The sequence below is a fragment of the Moritella dasanensis ArB 0140 genome, from assembly GCF_000276805.1.
Classification (GTDB): domain Bacteria; phylum Pseudomonadota; class Gammaproteobacteria; order Enterobacterales; family Moritellaceae; genus Moritella; species Moritella dasanensis.
The window spans coordinates 86039-103525 of sequence record NZ_AKXQ01000014.1; the positions used below are offsets into that span (position 1 = coordinate 86039).

At 42.4% G+C, this 17487-nt stretch carries 14 protein-coding genes; 5 read left to right on the forward strand and 9 right to left on the reverse strand.

From position 1 onward, the window contains the following. Positions 1 to 41 precede the first annotated feature (41 nt). A complete protein-coding gene (gene treC, locus A923_RS0113170) occupies positions 42 to 1724 on the forward strand; it encodes an alpha,alpha-phosphotrehalase (protein WP_017222139.1) in 1683 nt (560 codons plus the stop codon). 137 nt (positions 1725 to 1861) lie between these two features. Here the strand turns inward: treC and A923_RS0113175 are convergent, their stop codons facing one another. From A923_RS0113175 to A923_RS0113200, 6 genes are read right to left on the reverse strand one after another with little or no spacing between them, the layout of a single operon-like run. Then, positions 1862 to 3298, reverse strand: a complete 1437-nt coding sequence (locus A923_RS0113175) for an ATP-binding protein (protein ID WP_017222140.1) — start codon at positions 3296 to 3298, stop codon at positions 1862 to 1864. Beyond that, positions 3285 to 3944, reverse strand: a complete 660-nt coding sequence (locus A923_RS0113180) for a response regulator (RefSeq protein ID WP_017222141.1) — start codon at positions 3942 to 3944, stop codon at positions 3285 to 3287. Before A923_RS0113180 ends, A923_RS0113175 begins: the two co-directional genes overlap by 14 nt. Before the next feature lie 2 nt (positions 3945 to 3946). After that, positions 3947 to 4618 (reverse strand): tetratricopeptide repeat protein, encoded by a 672-nt coding sequence (locus tag A923_RS0113185; protein ID WP_017222142.1) that lies wholly within the window; start codon positions 4616 to 4618, stop codon positions 3947 to 3949. A 23-nt stretch (positions 4619 to 4641) separates the two neighbouring features. Continuing rightward, positions 4642 to 5445 carry an SDR family oxidoreductase gene (locus tag A923_RS0113190; RefSeq protein ID WP_017222143.1) on the reverse strand — a complete coding sequence of 268 codons (804 nt, stop codon included), beginning with the start codon at positions 5443 to 5445 and terminating at the stop codon, positions 4642 to 4644. A gap of 31 nt (positions 5446 to 5476) precedes the next feature. After that, on the reverse strand, positions 5477 to 7669 hold the full coding sequence (locus A923_RS23325; RefSeq protein ID WP_017222144.1) for an AMP-binding protein: 2193 nt from the start codon (positions 7667 to 7669) through the stop codon (positions 5477 to 5479). After that, positions 7666 to 8334, reverse strand: a complete 669-nt coding sequence (locus tag A923_RS0113200; RefSeq protein WP_017222145.1) for a thermostable hemolysin — start codon at positions 8332 to 8334, stop codon at positions 7666 to 7668. The genes A923_RS23325 and A923_RS0113200 overlap by 4 nt, the downstream gene beginning before the upstream one ends. Positions 8335 to 8605: 271 nt before the next feature. Here A923_RS0113200 and A923_RS0113205 point away from each other — a divergent pair, with 271 nt between their 5' ends. Both A923_RS0113205 and A923_RS0113210 read left to right on the forward strand, forming a co-directional pair. After that, complete coding sequence (locus A923_RS0113205; protein WP_017222146.1) at positions 8606 to 9586, forward strand: universal stress protein; 981 nt, start codon at positions 8606 to 8608, stop codon at positions 9584 to 9586. A gap of 63 nt (positions 9587 to 9649) precedes the next feature. Further along, the gene (locus tag A923_RS0113210; RefSeq protein ID WP_017222147.1) at positions 9650 to 10264 is read left to right on the forward strand and encodes a flavin reductase family protein; all 615 of its coding nucleotides are present in this window, start codon (positions 9650 to 9652) and stop codon (positions 10262 to 10264) included. Between the two features lie 97 nt (positions 10265 to 10361). Here A923_RS0113210 and A923_RS23170 read toward each other — a convergent pair whose 3' ends face one another. After that, positions 10362 to 13304, reverse strand: a complete 2943-nt coding sequence (locus tag A923_RS23170; protein ID WP_157532847.1) for a cytochrome c peroxidase — start codon at positions 13302 to 13304, stop codon at positions 10362 to 10364. Positions 13305 to 13643: 339 nt separating this feature from the next. Here A923_RS23170 and A923_RS22545 point away from each other — a divergent pair, with 339 nt between their 5' ends. Both A923_RS22545 and A923_RS0113225 read left to right on the forward strand, forming a co-directional pair. Further along, complete coding sequence (locus A923_RS22545) at positions 13644 to 14018, forward strand: flavin reductase family protein (protein WP_017222149.1); 375 nt, start codon at positions 13644 to 13646, stop codon at positions 14016 to 14018. Positions 14019 to 14484: 466 nt separating this feature from the next. After that, positions 14485 to 16179, forward strand: coding sequence for a hypothetical protein (locus A923_RS0113225; RefSeq protein WP_017222150.1), 1695 nt, complete (start codon positions 14485 to 14487; stop codon positions 16177 to 16179). 74 nt (positions 16180 to 16253) lie between these two features. Here A923_RS0113225 and A923_RS0113230 read toward each other — a convergent pair whose 3' ends face one another. Then, complete coding sequence (locus A923_RS0113230; RefSeq protein WP_017222151.1) at positions 16254 to 16964, reverse strand: SDR family NAD(P)-dependent oxidoreductase; 711 nt, start codon at positions 16962 to 16964, stop codon at positions 16254 to 16256. A 119-nt stretch (positions 16965 to 17083) separates the two neighbouring features. After that, a complete protein-coding gene (locus A923_RS0113235) occupies positions 17084 to 17428 on the reverse strand; it encodes a DoxX family protein (RefSeq protein WP_017222152.1) in 345 nt (114 codons plus the stop codon). Positions 17429 to 17487: the final 59 nt, after the last annotated feature.

Here is a 17487-nt window from a genome sequence, read left to right on the forward strand (position 1 = left end):
TCAACGTTTTAACCCCCTAAGGCAAACCCAAGAGTTAAAATATGAATCAAATACACAAAGACTGGTGGCGCACTGCGACCATTTATCAAATATACCCTAAAAGTTTTTTTGACAGCGGAAGCAAAGGGGTTGGAGATATCAAAGGTATTATTTCTAAACTTGATTATCTTAAAACTTTGGGTGTTGATGCTATTTGGCTTACGCCTATTTATGAATCACCAATGATTGATAATGGTTATGATATTTCAGATTATTACAATATCAATCCTGATTTTGGCTGTATGGCAGATTTTGATCTGCTGCTCGAACTGGCTCATCAAAAAGGGCTCCGCATTATCCTTGATATCGTGGTTAATCATACTTCCACGGAGCATCAGTGGTTCAAATCGGCGTTGGGTAATAAAGACAGTGAATATCGCGATTATTATATTTGGAAAGATCCGATTAATGATCAAGCGCCGACTAACTGGGAGTCAAAGTTTGGTGGTAATGCTTGGGCGCTGGATGAAAAAACGAATCAATATTACCTGCATCTTTTTGCTAAAGAGCAAGCGGATCTGAATTGGGAAAATCCTAAAGTTCGTGACGAAGTAAAAGACATTATTAGCTTCTGGGCTGAAAAGGGAGTTGATGGTTTCCGTCTTGATGTGATTAATTTAATCTCAAAACAGCAAGACTATCAAAATGACTATCAAGGTGACGGTCGCCGTTTTTATACCGACGGACCTCGTGTGCACGAGTTTTTGCAAGAGATCAGTGATGCGGTATTTAATCAATATGGCTCGGTAACGGTTGGAGAAATGTCTTCAACCTCACTTGAGCAATGCCAGCAGTATTCATCACTCGATGGCAAAGAGTTATCTATGGTGTTTAATTTCCATCATTTAAAAGTCGATTATGAAAACGGTGAAAAATGGACTGAAACGCCTTTTGATTTTTTACAGCTGAAATCGATTTTTAATCATTGGCAACAGGGCATGTTTGCTCAAGGTTGGTCTGCTCTGTTCTGGTGTAACCATGATCAGCCTCGTATCGTTACTCGATTAGGTAATGATCAGGTGTATCGAGTTGAATCCGCTAAAATGTTGGCTACATCTCTGCACATGATGCAGGGTACGCCTTATGTTTATCAAGGTGAAGAGATTGGCATGACCAATCCCGGTTATACGTCGATAGAACAATATCGTGACCTTGAAAGTACTAATATGTACGACATTATGCTGAACCAGCAAGGTAAAAATAAAGCAGAGGCGTTGGCAATACTGGCTCAAAAATCACGTGATAATTCGCGAACGCCGATCCAGTGGAATAGTGAACAGCATGCTGGTTTTACCAAAGGTAACCCATGGCTGGAGGTCGCTGAAAATTACCAAGACGTGAACGTCGAGCAAGCGCTTAAAGATGAAAATTCAGTGTTTTATTATTACCAGCGTTTAATTGCGCTGCGTAAAGAGATTGAGGTGATCACGACCGGAGATTACACCGATTTAGCCCCAGCACATTCTCAACTATTTTGTTATCGACGCAGCAGTGAGAAGCAAACGCTTATCTGCCTCAATAACTACTACGCAGAGCCTGCAGAATATGTATTACCTGAGGATTTGGCTGTTGGAAAAGGAACCTACATTCTGGGTAATTACCCGGAATTATTAACCGATGAAGTGACCCATTTAGTCAAGTTGAAACCTTATGAATGTCGTGTTTTATTGATCCAACACCAGTGATTTAACGAGTTATAAATAGTAAAAAAGCCTTTTTCACGTCAGTGTTAAAGGCTTTTTTATTGAAGTTATTTTCGATTTCACATCACAACCGCTGACAACTATATAGTCTATCTACTTTGCTCGCGCCTCACTAATATTCACGATAATTTTAAGATCACTTCAAACGTATTGCCTTTTGAACTCGGATTTTCAAGTAAGGTTAATGAACCTTGATGTAACTTAGTTATATCATTCGCAATCGACATACCTAACCCTGCGCCATCGCCTTTCTCTGTATGAGCGCGGAAAAAACTTTCAAATATTTTGGCTGATATCTCGGTGGGAATCGCTTTGCCATTGTCTGAAATGAGGATCGTAATGTCATTACAGCCTGCTGTTGGCGTCACTAATTGCACTTCAATCTTCGAATTATTACCTGAATAACGGATGGCATTATCAATCAAGTTACTGAATAAGATCGACAGTAACATCGGGTTGCCTTGCACATCGCAATGCTTGGGTGCATCAAGCGAGATGTCTTGTTGTTGTTTTAAGGCGAGGGGAACCAGGGCACCAATCGTTTCTTGTAAACACTTAACCATATCCATTTTTTGAAATTTAATGTTATGAAGTGATTGTGCTTCAATACGCGATAACATCAGCAATTGTTGTATCAGCCGATCAAGCCGATCAATACCAGACAATATGTTGTTAAGGTCATTTGTTAATTGTGCTTCATTTTCACTGTGTAAGGCGTTTTCTGCATTTAATTTGAGGATGGCTAATGGGGTCTTTAATTCATGCGCCGCGGTACGTGTTAAGCGTTTTTCCCGTTGCCATGCATTGTCTAACTCTACAAAAAGGTAGTTTAATTGACTGATTAATGGCATGAGTTCGGTCGTGGCGGTAGGCACTTTTATCTCATCTAAGCAATCAATACCACGTTGCGATATGACTAATCGAAGTTCATCTATTGGGCGTAAAAAAGTATTAATTAAGAAGATGAAAATGACCATGAACGCTGGAATTAAAACGAGTTGCGGCACGCCTGTCGAAACGGCTATTTCATTCACGATTTCATCTCTAATTTGCCGTTTTTCGGCGACGATAAAGATGGCTTTGTCGTTTATTTTAAACGGAATTGTAAGTTGGAAATAGCGCCATTCCTCGTTATTTTCAATGCTTGTACCAAACCCATCCAGACCCGCTTTACCAAGCAGTGTTGTTGGAGAACTGGGTGAATTGAACAGCATTTCATTGTTAGCATAAAATTGGAAAATGATGTTCTGTTCATACGGATGACCATACTGAGTGGGGTCGTCACTGTCTCCTTCGGAAGCCTGTAATAATTGTTTAAACCATGTTTTATAGTGCGCAATAGAGTCGTTATTATCTTCAGTAACTAAACTCGGTATACTCAAGGCAATGATCTTGGCAGATTGACCAAGTCGCGCATCATAAACCTCATCAATTTCATGTTTGGTTTCATTATAGATCATCACCCAAGACAGTAATATAAGGATCATCGTCGCTGAGACTGTCGATACAATTAAGCGCTTACGAATAGAAAAAATAGCTGTATTAGTCTTTTTCAATGATATACCCCACACCACGAATGTTCTTGATCAGTTTACTGTCTATTTTCTTTCTTAAATTATGAATATGCACTTCAATGGCATTATCACTGGCCGCTTCATCCCAGCCATGAAGCGCTTGTTGTAACTGATCTTTACTTAATACCCGCCCTGATTTTGCCACTAAGGTTGCGAGTAGTTTAAACTCTGCTTTGGTTAATTTAATGGGTTTATCTTGATAATGAACCTCATTATTTTGCAATGAAAGACGCAAGCCTTTACATTCAATTTCAGATTCGGTGTTGCCAGAGATACGGCGGATCATGACACGTAACCGCGCTAACAATTCTTGTAGTGCAAAGGGTTTTAATAAGTAATCGTCAGCGCCGTCATCCAAGCCTTTGACACGGTCTTCAATGTCATCGCGGGCGGTTAGAATGATAATAGGGATCTTATGGCCGGCTTGGCGTATTTTCTTTAGTACCTTTAAACCATCAATATCTGGCAGGGTAAGGTCTAAAATTATCGCCATGAAATCTTCGGTTTTTAAACTGGCTTCAACCTGGTTACCTAATTGTAGCCAGTCGACAGTAAAACCATGACGACCGAGGGAAACCATCATCGATTCCCCTAATAGAATGTCGTCTTCGACCAATAAGATCCGCATTATTATAATTCCTTCATTTTTTGAGCTATTTCACGTTGGCGACCTTTATCTGCTAAGGGTCTGTCCGGTCTTGGTGCGGCCTGTTTTGCGTGTATAAAATAGCGGCGCGCTTCTGCTGTTCTGCCATCTTGTAATAAAAAGTCGGCATAAAAATAATTTGGGTCGATGCCATCAGGGTTTATCGATAACGCCTGTTTTAACCATTTTTCAGCCGTGTCATCATCGCCGAATGCCAGTGGCCATCCCGGCACTTGATAATACAGCGAGCCTAAACTGGTGTAAGCAGAACCGTCGAGCACAGTTGGATTTTCTTTTATCGCTTGTTCAAGTAACACTTTGGATTCTTTCACTAAAGATAGCGCACCTAGACCGCCTTTTGCACCTGCTAATGTGCTTTTATTGATAGCAAGCCATACTTTCAGCTCAGTATTTTGTGGTGATTGCGTTGATAGGGTTTGCGTGCTGTCGACTAAGGCTTCTAGACAAGACTCTTTTATATCGTCATTTTCAGATCCATATTGGCATTCTGCCCACTGATGTTGAACGTTCAGCAGGGTGCTTTGCGCTGTTTTTTCATTGGCAAAGCTTGGAACTGCTAAAAATAACAGACCAGTCGCTGCGAGCGTTACGGGTACTTTACTGTTTTTTATATATTGCATGAGTGATGTGTTCATATTGTTTACCTGCCGTTTTTGCATTAAATAGGTTTTTTCATAAACTCGACGATTACCGCGTGTTGCTTACGAATAGAAGATGAAACCAACGAGGGAAACAGTTGGTTAATTTTCACAAACAATTTTTCTGGCCAACCAATCCAGGTGGTGGTGTGTTCTTTTTCTAACACCTTGATGACGTTGAGAGCCACTACTTCGGGAGAGTCCATCGCATTGCCAAGCTGATGATTTAAAGCCGTGACATTGGCATTGTTTAACTCTGTGGTGGTGGCGCGCGGTGCGAGATAAAGTATTTTCGTCGCACTACCTTGTAGCTCGCGTTGCATTGCTTCACTAAAGCGATGTAGGCCAGCTTTAGCCGCGCAGTAAGTGCTGTAACCTGGGTAACCAATAGCGCCAAACGTGGAACCAATATTAAGGATGACGTTGGGCTTTTGTGACCAAGATAGGGCGCTTTTAGTCAGTAATATGGGTGCTAATAAGTTGAGGTATAATTCAGCTTCAATGGCCTCATCATCGCGGTTATCTAAGGAATCAAAAGTATTGATACCAGCATTGTTAATCACGCCATGAATCGGCATATTGTCATCGACCATGGCAGCACACTGTTCGCCTAATGTTTTGATCGCGAGGGTATTACTGAGATCCGCTATTAATATGCTGTGCTTTTCGGACATTGCCAGAGACTGCTTTAATGCGACTAACTTAGTCTCATCTCTGCCGACTAGAATGATAGAGCAACCTTTCTGCGCGAGGTTTGCGGCGATACAGCGGCCAATGCCACCGGTTGCGCCAGTTAAGATAAAGTGTTTATGTTGTAAATTCATGTCAGTTCCTTAAGCGATAAACGGATTAACGTTAATGCGTCGCCGATAAGCTTTTTAGCATATCGCCATATAAAGTGAAGACCATGTTGGCACCAGCAATAATGGCTTGTTGATCATCCGTGTCGGTGATGTTATTCATCAACTTTTCAAAGGTTTGGATGTGTTCTTGATCTAATGTGCTGTGAGACGTTAAGTAGCTCATTGCGGCATCAGGCAATACAAGCTTGCTCTGTACTAATGCTGCGATAGAACCACCGACAGTGACGCTAGTACCTTCTAATACCCAGACCATCCCAAAGAAAGCTAATGGATTTTTACGATCGATCTGGTGATACAAATACGCCACCATCAGTTCGATTGCTTGGCATGCTTTGCCTTGATGTTGGTCATGACGAACGTCGTCTGCATTTGCACCACACGCGCGAATGTCATTTAAGATCCATTCGTGGTGGCCTTTTTCTTCTTCTATGTATTCACCAATGGCACTTTGTAACCACTCGTATTTTTCTGGTAGGCGCGAGCCACAAGCCATTAATAGCGGCACTGTATGTTTGACGTGATGAAATGCTTGGGTAAGGAAAGCAGTGTAATTGGCTAAGCTGATGTCGCCTTGTTGGCACGCTGCAAAAATAGGTGCTTGATACATCAGGTCTTGCTGTTGTTGGGTTGCTTGTTTTAGTTGCTCAAAAAATAGTGGTGTTGATGTCATGATGTTTACCTTATTAGAGTCTGAAGACGATAAATCGAGTGTGTTAGCTTGTTTACTAAATTGCAGCTGAAATGCGTCACGTTTTGGGCGACCATTGGCGGTGAATAAGTGTGGGTACTGGCTAAATGAATCAACCAATCTCCACCGAGACAGTGCGGCATAATCTGGCAATGTTTGGTTTAATTGCGTTATAGCATCGCGTACCTTGCCTGGTTCTTCTGTACTCGCAGTACTTGTCGAAATAACAGCAAGCAATTGGTCATCTTGATCACCCATTACCACCATGTTACGAATAGCTGGGTAGACCTGCGCTTCAGACTCAATCCATTCTGGCGAAATGTTACGACCAAACGGGGTGATCACTAGGTTTTTCTTTCTACCGGTTATATGTAAAAAACCATCGGAGTCTAAATAGCCAATATCACCGGTTTCGATGTATTGCGGTTTTGTGTCGTCACCTAAATAACCCAGCATCGAAGCGCCAAAGACCAGCACTTCGCCATCGCAAGCAATTTCTACTTGGCAATGTGGTAACACCTGACCACAACTGCCAAATTGAAAAGCAGCAGGGTGATTTAGACTGACGACAGAACCGCATTCTGACAAGCCATAGCCTTCATAGGCTGGAATGTTCAGTTGATGGGCTAGATCCATGATTGAACTTGGCACGCGCGCACCGCCAACCGCAACAAAAACTAAGCGTTTAGCTATTTCTGGTTGCGATTGTACGGTTTGAATTAAGGCGCCAAGTAATGCAGGTGTGAGCACTAAACTTTGTGGGGTAAAAGTCAGTAATGCCTGCATAAAAGTGGGCGCTTCAAATTGACTCGAACCAATAAGACCGACTTGTTCCCCAGGTAAAATGATGGTGCGGACCCCAAGCATTAATGGCACGTAAATACCGGTGATGTTTTCGAGTAGTGTCGTCAGCGGTAGCAATACCAAATGAGACTGCGGTATCTGACCTTGAGAAATTGTATCGAGTAAGCTTTGTGTTACCGTTTCTAAGTGCAATGCGCTAAGACAAACACCTTTAGGATTGCCAGTTGAACCGGATGTAAAAGTGATTTTTACGCATTTGTCTGGAAACTCAGTCGCGGTCACTGGTTTGCTTGTTGTATAAAGCGGCATGCCTAATAACGTTACTTCTAATCGCGTTGCTTTTGACCGTAATGAATTGTCTGACCAATCTCCAATAAAAAGATCAGCGCCACTCTCATTCAGCGCATGGTCGACTTGTTGTGGGGTGAAAAATAGCGGAATAGGCACGATTGTAATATTGGCTGCCAGCGCGGCTAAATCGAGCATGGCCCAATCAATGCTATTGGCTGCACGCAGGGCAATACAGCGTGGGTTTAAATCCAAAAGGGCTGCTTTTGTCTCTTCAATTTGTTGGCATAATTGTGTGTAAGTGAGCTCAACAAGCGCAGTACTTGCTACTCTGTATCCGACAAAGGCGATAGCGTCAGGCTGGGTTAATCCGTAGTTATAGATACACGTTAATAGAGCGTTCATGAGCATGCCTTTTGCGATTGCGATAGTGATTGAGAGTTAAAGTCAGATTGTGGCTGTGATAGTGAGCGGTTTCGCGAGGTAAACCGGGATGTTAATTGCGCTAAACCTTGCTTTAAATTGCCCGCAGATACTTTCGGGTTGTGGTGATAATAATTGCCCCAAACTTCTTCGCCATCTTGAACGTAGTCGGCGTTGGCTGGCGTTAATATGACAGGGTGCAGTTTTAAGCGCGTCATCATGGCGTGCAGCGGATCTGTGGCTGTAAATATGCACCATTCATAACCTTCATTAACAAGGTGTTCAGCCATCAGCATAAAGTGCAGTGGTGACATGCCTTTGGAAAATGACGCAAGCTGACCAAATTCAATCAGCTTGTTCCTTGAAATAGGTTGCTCAAACGTATCAGACATTAATTGGTCGGCAGGCGCGTGAAGATATTGCTCCAAGAACAGCGGGGCGCTATCTGCCTCACGATATCCACAAGCCGAAAGGATGGCATTGTTTTCATCTAAAATAGCAACAAACATGGGCATGAACTCATGGATATGCGCATTGAATGCAATGCTGTATCGAGAATAGATATAGGATTCAACATGCGTTCTTAAAGGGTGATTAGCATCGATCACTGCCAGAGTGTAATTGTTTATCGGTTGATCATAGTTCATATGCTTTCCCTTGTTTGTTGATTCTGTATTCACTTTAACAAGGGAAACTTAAGGGAAACTTAAGGGAAAAAATAAATGTAAAAAAGCAGCTGACATGGAAGCAAAAGGGTATCAAGTGAGTATGCATCACCGTTTTATACGGCTAGAGAGGGCAAGAAACATAAATTAAGCCATAATTACAATTAGACAACGCTGGTGGTTCACCAATCAGTAAGTTAGGTCATGAGCGGCACTGTGCTCTAATTCGTATTTTTATTTGTAGGATAATGACATGCAAAGGTTTAAAAACATTATTTGTGTCGTAACGCTTGATCCTAGTAGCAGTGCTACATTAGAACGCGCTGTGGTTTTAGCTAACAACAATCAGGCTCAGCTTACTGTTGTCGAAGTCATTGAAAAAATACCCGCGAATATAAACATACCCGCTAGCATTTTGTCGCCTGATAAGATTGAGGCCACTATAGTCACCGAGCATCTAAAAGAACTGACCGCACTGGTTGCGCGGTGGCGAGATGACATTGATATTAAAATTAAGGTGTTGGTTGGGACTCCGTTTTTAGAAGTCATCTATGAGGTATTGCGTAACGACTATGATTTGGTAATTAAGGCCGCAGAAAGTGATACTCGGTTAAAAAGTGTTGTTGGCAGTAATGATATGCACTTGCTACGTAAATGTCCTTGTCTGGTTTGGCTGATTAAATCGGAATCACCTAAATCATACCGCCGCATTCTTGCTGCTATCGATGTCGACGAGCAGGTGCCAGCGGAAGAACTAGAAGCAAAGCGCTTACTTACTCATAAAGTTCTCGACATGGCAAGTTCATTAGCCATGTCTGAATTCGCCGAACTGCATATTGTTCATGCGTGGGAAGCGCTTGGTGAAAGAGAGCTCAGAAGCGGGTTCCTCACTGTATCGGAGCAAGAGTTGCGGGCTTATATCGAGAAGGTAAAAGAGCAGCATAGCCTGAGCTTGAATAAAGTGATGGAAGAGGTGGTAAGTAAGTTGGGACGTAATACTTTTGAATATCTAAACCCGCAATCGCATTTGCTCAAAGGCCAAGCACACAAAGAGATCCCTGCATTAGCTGACAAGATTGAGGCTGATATAGTGGTCATGGGCACTGTAGCTCGCAGCGGTATTTCTGGTTTCTTCATGGGTAATACCGCTGAAACAATCCTCAATCGAATCGATTGTTCAGTACTTGCCGTTAAACCGCCTGGATTTGTCACACCAGTGACTTTGGACAAATAAAACTAGGTTAACTAACCTGAATATGGCAGGCTGTTATCTTCGCTATGACAAGGTTTTAATGACATGCAATTAGATTTCTCCGACTTTTCAGCTAGCCAACGTTATCACTTGATGACACAAACCATTATTCCACGACCTATTGCGTGGACACTTACCGATTCGGGTGACGAAAACTACAACCTCGCGCCATTTTCTTATTTTACCGCAGTGTCGAGTGAACCTGCTTTGTTAATGATCTCAGTGGGGAAAAAACCCAATGGCGATAACAAAGATACACTCACTAATATTCTTAAAAACAAGAAAATGGTTATTCACATTGCTTCAGCTGATCAAGCTGAACTGGTGACTCAGACCGCCGCGACATTAGCGCATGGCCAATCTGAGCTCGCCAATTCAGGGCTAACCACCGCTGCATTTGAAAATTTTCCATTACCGCGATTAGCGCAATGTGATATCGCTTATGGTTGTGAGCTTTACGAAATTAAAGAGTTGGGTGATGTACCACAAACATTAATATTTGTTGAAGTTAAGCAACTCTACATTAGTGATGCGGTTGTAGTTAAAGATGATAAAGACCGCATGAAAATTGCTGCCGATAAAGTGAAACCGCTAGCGCGATTAGGTGGTGGTGAATACGCATCAATTACCGCGCCGTTTAGTCTGCAAAGACCTGCGTAAATAAAGTTAGCTTAAGACGGGGATCGCTGAATAATGAAAACCCCGCAATCCATGAGATGGCGGGGCTAAAGGATACTCCTTGTTACCAGTTACTTGCTTATATTGCTTTAACTGGTGGTATATCTATACCATTGACCCCCGGTATTAAGCATGGTTCGGTGAGATCATGTGCATGACCAAGGCTTCCTGACAGGATATCCTCGAAGGTTGCCAGCGGTACGTTATTACCGAGTTTCCCAACGGCAGGAATACCAACAAGTTTGGTCGTACCATCAGCGTTATGACCCAACGGTACACACAGTTCGGGATGGTCATACTTACCGCGTTCAAAGGTTGTGTTCCAATCGGTTAGACCCGTTTCCATCATTTCTATAACTGCAGCTTCCCTTTCAGGACTTAAGCCTACGACCCTTAAACCAGCATCAAGATTTGCCAAGTTCATATTCGGGAACCCTTGTGTCGGAGTCGTTAGTGAGCCTATATTCCTATAAAACGCAAACACCTGTTTCAAGCTCATTTTTGAACCATTATGGAAATAAGGTGCGGTATGCTTAAGGTTATGTAGACCTGGTGCCTTAAATGCCCCGTTACGTAATAGGAACTCATCTGCAGCAATATCAGGAACACAATTTACATTAGGGTTGTTGTTAGGTTCTCCTTTACCTTTGCCGTTGCCAACTAAACCGGGTCCGCAGGCTAGGGTGAGCTGAAATGGAACCGGTGCTAGATTGGTTACGCCTAACCCATTTACTTGCATCGACGTTGGTAGTTGTAAAGAACCTGCGCCTGCTACGCCTGTGGTCAAATTCACGCCAATATCGGCTATCTTATCGGCATTGAAAGGTTGATCTCCGACACCAAAGCTAATCAACTGTTTTAATTTGGTGAATGCAAGTGGTACTTCTCCTTCTCGACCGCCAAGCCCCAAGTCTTCCGCTGTCGGACGCACGGCAATATTATAAAAACCAGCGTCATAGATGGCGATGCCACCATCAAATTTTATCATACGTTCGGTCAGTGCTGCTGGTTCTTCTCTGGCAAGTTGACCGGGTGGGATAAAGGGTTCTGGTGGTGGCGCACCAAATCCAGTGGTCGCTGCTACGGTTGCCCCGGTAAAGGTCGGATCAAAGTGACATACTGAGCAGGCTGTTGCACCTGCCTGAAAACGCCCTAAACCCTCATCAATATTAAGCAGGCTAGCAATCGCTTTTTGACACTGAGGTGTTGTCGGATCGTCACCTGCACACTCACCAATTAGATCGCCAACGACGAGGGTTCCACCTAGCGGCTGATTAGGGCCATTGCCAGCTTCAGAGCCTGCTACTGCGCCCGGATCGATAAATTCAGCAAATGCTAGCGTACACAATTGGGTTGCGATAGCCTCTTGAGCAGCGCTATTATTTAATGCGACTAGTTCGATGCACTCCTCTAGATTTAGACCGACATTTTCAAGTCCGCCTGGGCGGTTGCCATTGCCAGGGAAGGGGAGGCCCAGATCGACAGTGACACTTTTATTTTTTAACGTATTGGTAATCAAGGTTCCTGGTGGGATCACCCCGCCGCTGAGTAGCTCAACAATGGAATTTCCGGCAGTAAACAAGGTTGCTTCATAGGATTGTACAGCTAGCGCAAAGAACATAGGGAAATTAAGCTCCATCAGGGTTCGGTTTGCTGACCTTATGCCACAATCGCTCGGTGATACGACTGTATCGAAATTTGGTGCTTGAAGGCAAATGTCTTGTTCATCGCCATTAGAATCCACATATCCCCAGAAACGCTTGTCATAGATTTCGGTGACAAACGCGCGGTAAGTAATGTAATCACTGTGAGGTGCGGCAAGGCCTCGTTTGAAATCATCTGTGGTTGCACAAGTTAACAGCTCCCCTAATAATGAGTCATTACAAGAAATCAGCTGATTGAACAACGGCGTTGCATTGACCAATTTTTTACCCATAAAGTGATTTGGCCGGCCGCTACCATCATCGATATGACCAACCATTTCCATTACACTCCCGATAGGTCCTAGAGCCTGAGAGGCGAGGGAAGAGAATGGTACGTTCATACGTTGTTCTTCTATCGTGTCGCCGTCGTTAGGAGAGCCACCAGCTGTGTATACCCTGACCATGGCATCCGGATCGCGAAACCCTAAGGTATTAACACCATTGAAGAAGATATCAGCCCTACCATCAAAAAAGCTGCGTTGATTAAAAATGGCATTATAGACGGTTTGGGTGTTACGCGGTTCTACGTGCCGAACTGTATTTGGTAGTTCACTAAAGTTTTTATTAAATCCTTCATCTTCACTATCCAGCTCTCCCATATCCTGACGACCTGGGCTGGTGCCGTTAGCGGCGCTAGCTATTGGGAATGACATTGCTAAAGGATCATCACAATCAATATCGTTGCCGAGACCGGCTAATCCATCTTTACAATGTAGTCCCTCAAAACTCATCGCTCTCGGTCCCTGCGAAGATACGACGTCATTAACATCAAGACTAGGGTCTACATCAGCAGGGTCGGGAAGTGTTGCTGGAGCACCATCGAGAGGAGCATCTATGGTTCCCCCGGCTGAAATCACAGCGGCTTCGCTCACAAGTAAGCCTCGTTCGCTGCCTGGACCACCATATTCAGCTAGCGTTAATTTGCCATTAGGACCTACTAACTGGTGGGTAAAATCTTCATTAAAAAGAGTGGATGGGTCGTTTCCTCCGCCCCCGTTTATACGCCGTAAACCTGGACTCATTTGGTTGATATTACGGTTATCCGCACCTGCGGTGAAATGGCATGAGGCGCAGGAGGTAATACCATCCCCGCCGACCTGCATATCATAAAATGCAGCCTTGCCCATTTGTTGTAATCTTGTTTGCATTTCTGGGTTGGTTATACGCGTTCCCCAATCACTGGCATTATAGCCACTACCTGTTCCATCAAGCAGGCCGAGTTTATTAACATCGGGAACGCCTATGGTTTTCATTGGTAATACGGCGTATACGGGGGTTATCGCTAGGTTCAGGCACAAGGCCAGTGCCAACATTCTCACTGGCGGCCTGATATGACTAGGAGATATTATTTTTTCACGTGATTTCATCTAGTGTACTCCATTATATGCGACTCTAGGTTACTATCCTTTTTATTGTTGCAACGTTAAGTTGCTATCCATGGTTTTACTTGTGGGAAAGTAAAGTTCTCTCACAAGTAGAACTATAGGTAGATATAATTTAAATATAAAGGTTACATTGCTTTAATATTGGGAATAAAAAAAGTAGCTGAAAATATGGCGGACGATAGAGTGAACCTGCTTTGTTAATGATCTCTGTGGGTAAAAAAAACCAATGGCGATAACAAAGATACACTCACTAATATTCTTAAAAACAAGAAAATGGTTATTCACATCGCTTCAGCTGAGCAAGCAGAACTGGTGACTAAAACTGCGGCGACATTAGCACATGGCGAATCAGAGCTTGTTGATTCGGGTCTAACAACGACAGCGTTTAATGGCTTCTCGCTACCACGACTAGCACAATGCGATATTGCCTATGGTTGTGAGCTTTATGAGATTAAAGAATTGGGTGATGTACCGCAAACCCTTATCTTTGTAGAAGTTAAGCAGCTTTACCTGAGTGACACAGTAGTCAGTCAAGATGCTAAAGACCGATTAAGTATTGCCGCAGATAAAGTCAAACCCCTCGCACGATTAGGCGGCGGGGAGTACGCATCCATTACCGCGCCTTTTAGTCTGAAAAGACCGGATTAAATTATGTTATCGGGTGGGTATTAAGCCCCCTAACGACTGAGTAAAAACGCTGGCATCACGTTAGCGTTGTATTCCTTTTTCATCTTGTTGACAGAATTCTCACTAACTCTCCGCTCAAAAAATCATGTTTAACAGCATCGTCAGGACAAGACCAAATCAAATATTCATATCTAAAACTGTTGATAAATTATACTTACATACGATCTACCCCCCCAATATCTAGTTATTTACCCTTGCAATCATAAAGAATATTAATGAACATCTATAATTTTAATATATCTTATTGTTTTTATTGAACATAGTGTATAAGGTCTACCACTTGGTACTCATTTTGTATTACCTATTAGGTGGGTGCTTTTAGTGTTCACAGAGTTAAGTCAGAATTTAGATAAAATTCGCATTATAAAAATGATTCTCTGTATCTTTATTTTCTATATCATTAATATTTATAAGGACAATAATAAAAATGAAAAAGCTTAGTTTTCTTGCAGCTTCTGTCGCGCTAGTCTTATCTGGCTGTGGCAGTGATTCTGATCCAACAACTGCACCAGCTAACCCTACTGTATCAAATGCATTCATTGATGCTGCAGTTGAAGGTATCTATTACTCTGCTATGCCAAGCGGCATGTCTGGCTTTACTCAAAGCGACGGTAGCTATGAAGCGAAAGAGCAAGATACTATTACTTTCTTTTTAGGTGGCGAAAACGGCGTTAAAATTGGCGCTGCATCTAACCGTGAAGTACTTACTCCTTTTGAAGCTGCAGGTAAATATAACCGAGCATTAAACCTTGCGATTATTCTGCAATCGTTAGATAACGGATCTGATGGTGATTCGGTTATTACAATACCTGAAGAATTAAAAGATATGTCAGATCCAATTATCTTGGCAGCACTTGCAGATCTAGATCTTGATTCTCGTACCAGTTCAACTGATTTTCTGACTGCTGTAGGTGTAAGTAACATTGTTGAAGAAGATGTTGCAATTGAACATATGGATGCATCTTTTGGCGAAATGGCACGTGGATCTGGTGCACCAGTTGCCTTCTTCCAACAAGGTTCAAATTCAATTATCCGCGCTATTCATGTCACTCAATATGAAACTAATACATCTAACGTGACTTATGTGCACGCAGATAAAATGCTAAAAGATAAATTATTTGAAGATACACGCGGTATGCCGAACCAGGAATACCGTTTAGATAGTGATAAGATCGTAGTATTACCAGGCTCCAATGACAGTAGCATAAGTGGGGATTATGCTAAAAATTACCTAGACTGCTTAGGCGATGATGCGGGCTATACTTGGACTCACGAAGATCCAGGGACGTGTTCAGGAACGCCAACGAGTACAGATCACCATCAATTAGATATTTCATTTTCTTACAATCTGCTTGCTGAGGATACTGAAAGAGCAATTGATAAGGATGAACTTTGGAGTGAAGCGTGGTTACCACTTGGGGCTGTTAATGAGCAAGCATTAAATCATTATAGTGATACAGTTGTTGATGATAGAGATGACGGAGAAGCAAATCCTGCTTGGCAACGTGAGATTATCTCAGGATCTTATGATCCGATCACCCAGATTTACAGTGAAATCCGTAAGAAAATAAAACTAATAAACTGTAGTGATAATAATACGGGAACAGACTGTACTGATGATCGAACTGAAGAAAATGTTAGTTTCTACTATGAAGTAGCTAGTTCAGGCGAAGAGCGTTATGTCGACTTTAAAGGTACTTGGAAATCTTCAGAAATATGTGAAGATGGAAGTATTGTTAAAGCTCAGTATGTGTATAGCGATAGCGATATGAGAATGTCTGGTTTTGAGTGTCAAAGTGAAAATGGCAATCCAAGCGTTCCAAGTGAGCTTGAGCCTGGGCCTTATTCTTATGCTGAGTTGGCTGACATTGATTACTGGTGGTTTAATCAGGATGGTCGAAAATCACAAGCAACTTTAACTGAGTTAAATTCAGTGGTGCGTTTCTGCGATGATAGTAATTATGATCGTAATGATCCAGCTAGTGTGTGTGGTGATGAATATTTTGTTAAATGGAATTATCAACCAGCTGGTAAAGATTGGGATGAAGGCTTATTGATTCGTCACAAAATGTTACCAAATGGCGATATTGATGGAACGATTACAATGCAAAAAGTTAAGTAATACTTAACTTCTTAAATTGATGTATTAAGCCCAGTAGACAGTTGTTTACTGGGCTTTTTTGTGTCTGAAAAAGATTAATGCATTTTACCGTTAAACGCGATAAGCGAACCACTTAGATTAGTTTTTGTTGGTTGAGTTAGCTCTATCATTAACTCGGCCATCTCAGCTGGGTCAACCCAGGTCGAATGATCAGCATCAGGCATCGCATCGCGGTTTACTTGGGTATTCACGATCGTTGGTAGTATCGCGTTTATCTTAATATTATGTACAGCACCTTCGGCTGCCATACTTTCGACAAGTCCATTTAATGCGAGTTTTGATGCCATGTAAGGGCCAAAACCTGCAGGGATATTACGCACTGTATCGCGGGCTGAAACGAACATAATAGAGCCACCACCGCTGAGTGCCATTGCATTGAAAATCTCACGGCCAAATACAAACGCAGTCATAAAGTTAGCGTTGAATATGTTTTCTACTTCTTTTGCTTCAATGTCTTTCCAAAGTCGCCACGTGAAAATACCTGTGCAATGGTAGTGCGCTTCAATGTGACCTAAAATATTGACAGCCTTGGTTGTAAGCGTTTTGCTCTCAGCTTCATCAGCTAGATCACCAAGCAGCACTGTTAGCTTACCAGCGTATTTATCTTCCATTTGTTTAGCGCGAACGTCATCACCTTTGCGGCCAAATGCGACAACTTTGGTACCTGATTCGATAAGATTATGGATGATTATTTTTGCGGTAACCGAAAAGCATGCTGCGACAGTCGCTGTTTTAATATTATTCATGGTGTTCCTTTAAGTACTTGAAATTATTGCTGTGAGTCATCATATACTTTGTGATAAGTGTTGTGAACTATGTAAAAGACAATACATTTTTGCTTAAACCGCAAAGCGTATTCTTCGTTCTAAAAGAAAATAACGAGGCCAGATAGCGACAATGTCACCATGGCTGGAATACCGTCTTTCCACGTATCAAAACGCAGATGAAAAAAGATAGCGCCTAATGATGTCGCCAATAACGCTGCCGCACCAAGCAAACCTAATACACTGCTTTGAAACCAGATGCAGCTCGCGCCAAACAACTCGACAGTACCAATCAGCGCCATTATCTGGCGGTTTAATCCATATGATTGAAAGAATTCAAGCTGCTTTTCAAAGATCATTTTTTGCCAACCGAATAATTTGATAGAGCCAGCGAATAAGAAGAAGGCTGAAAGCAATGCAATAATGACCGTGATAAAGGTATTCATGGTGTTTCCTCATTTATTAACTTGTAATGAGTGTAAGCTTGAATCATTATGAATAAAAA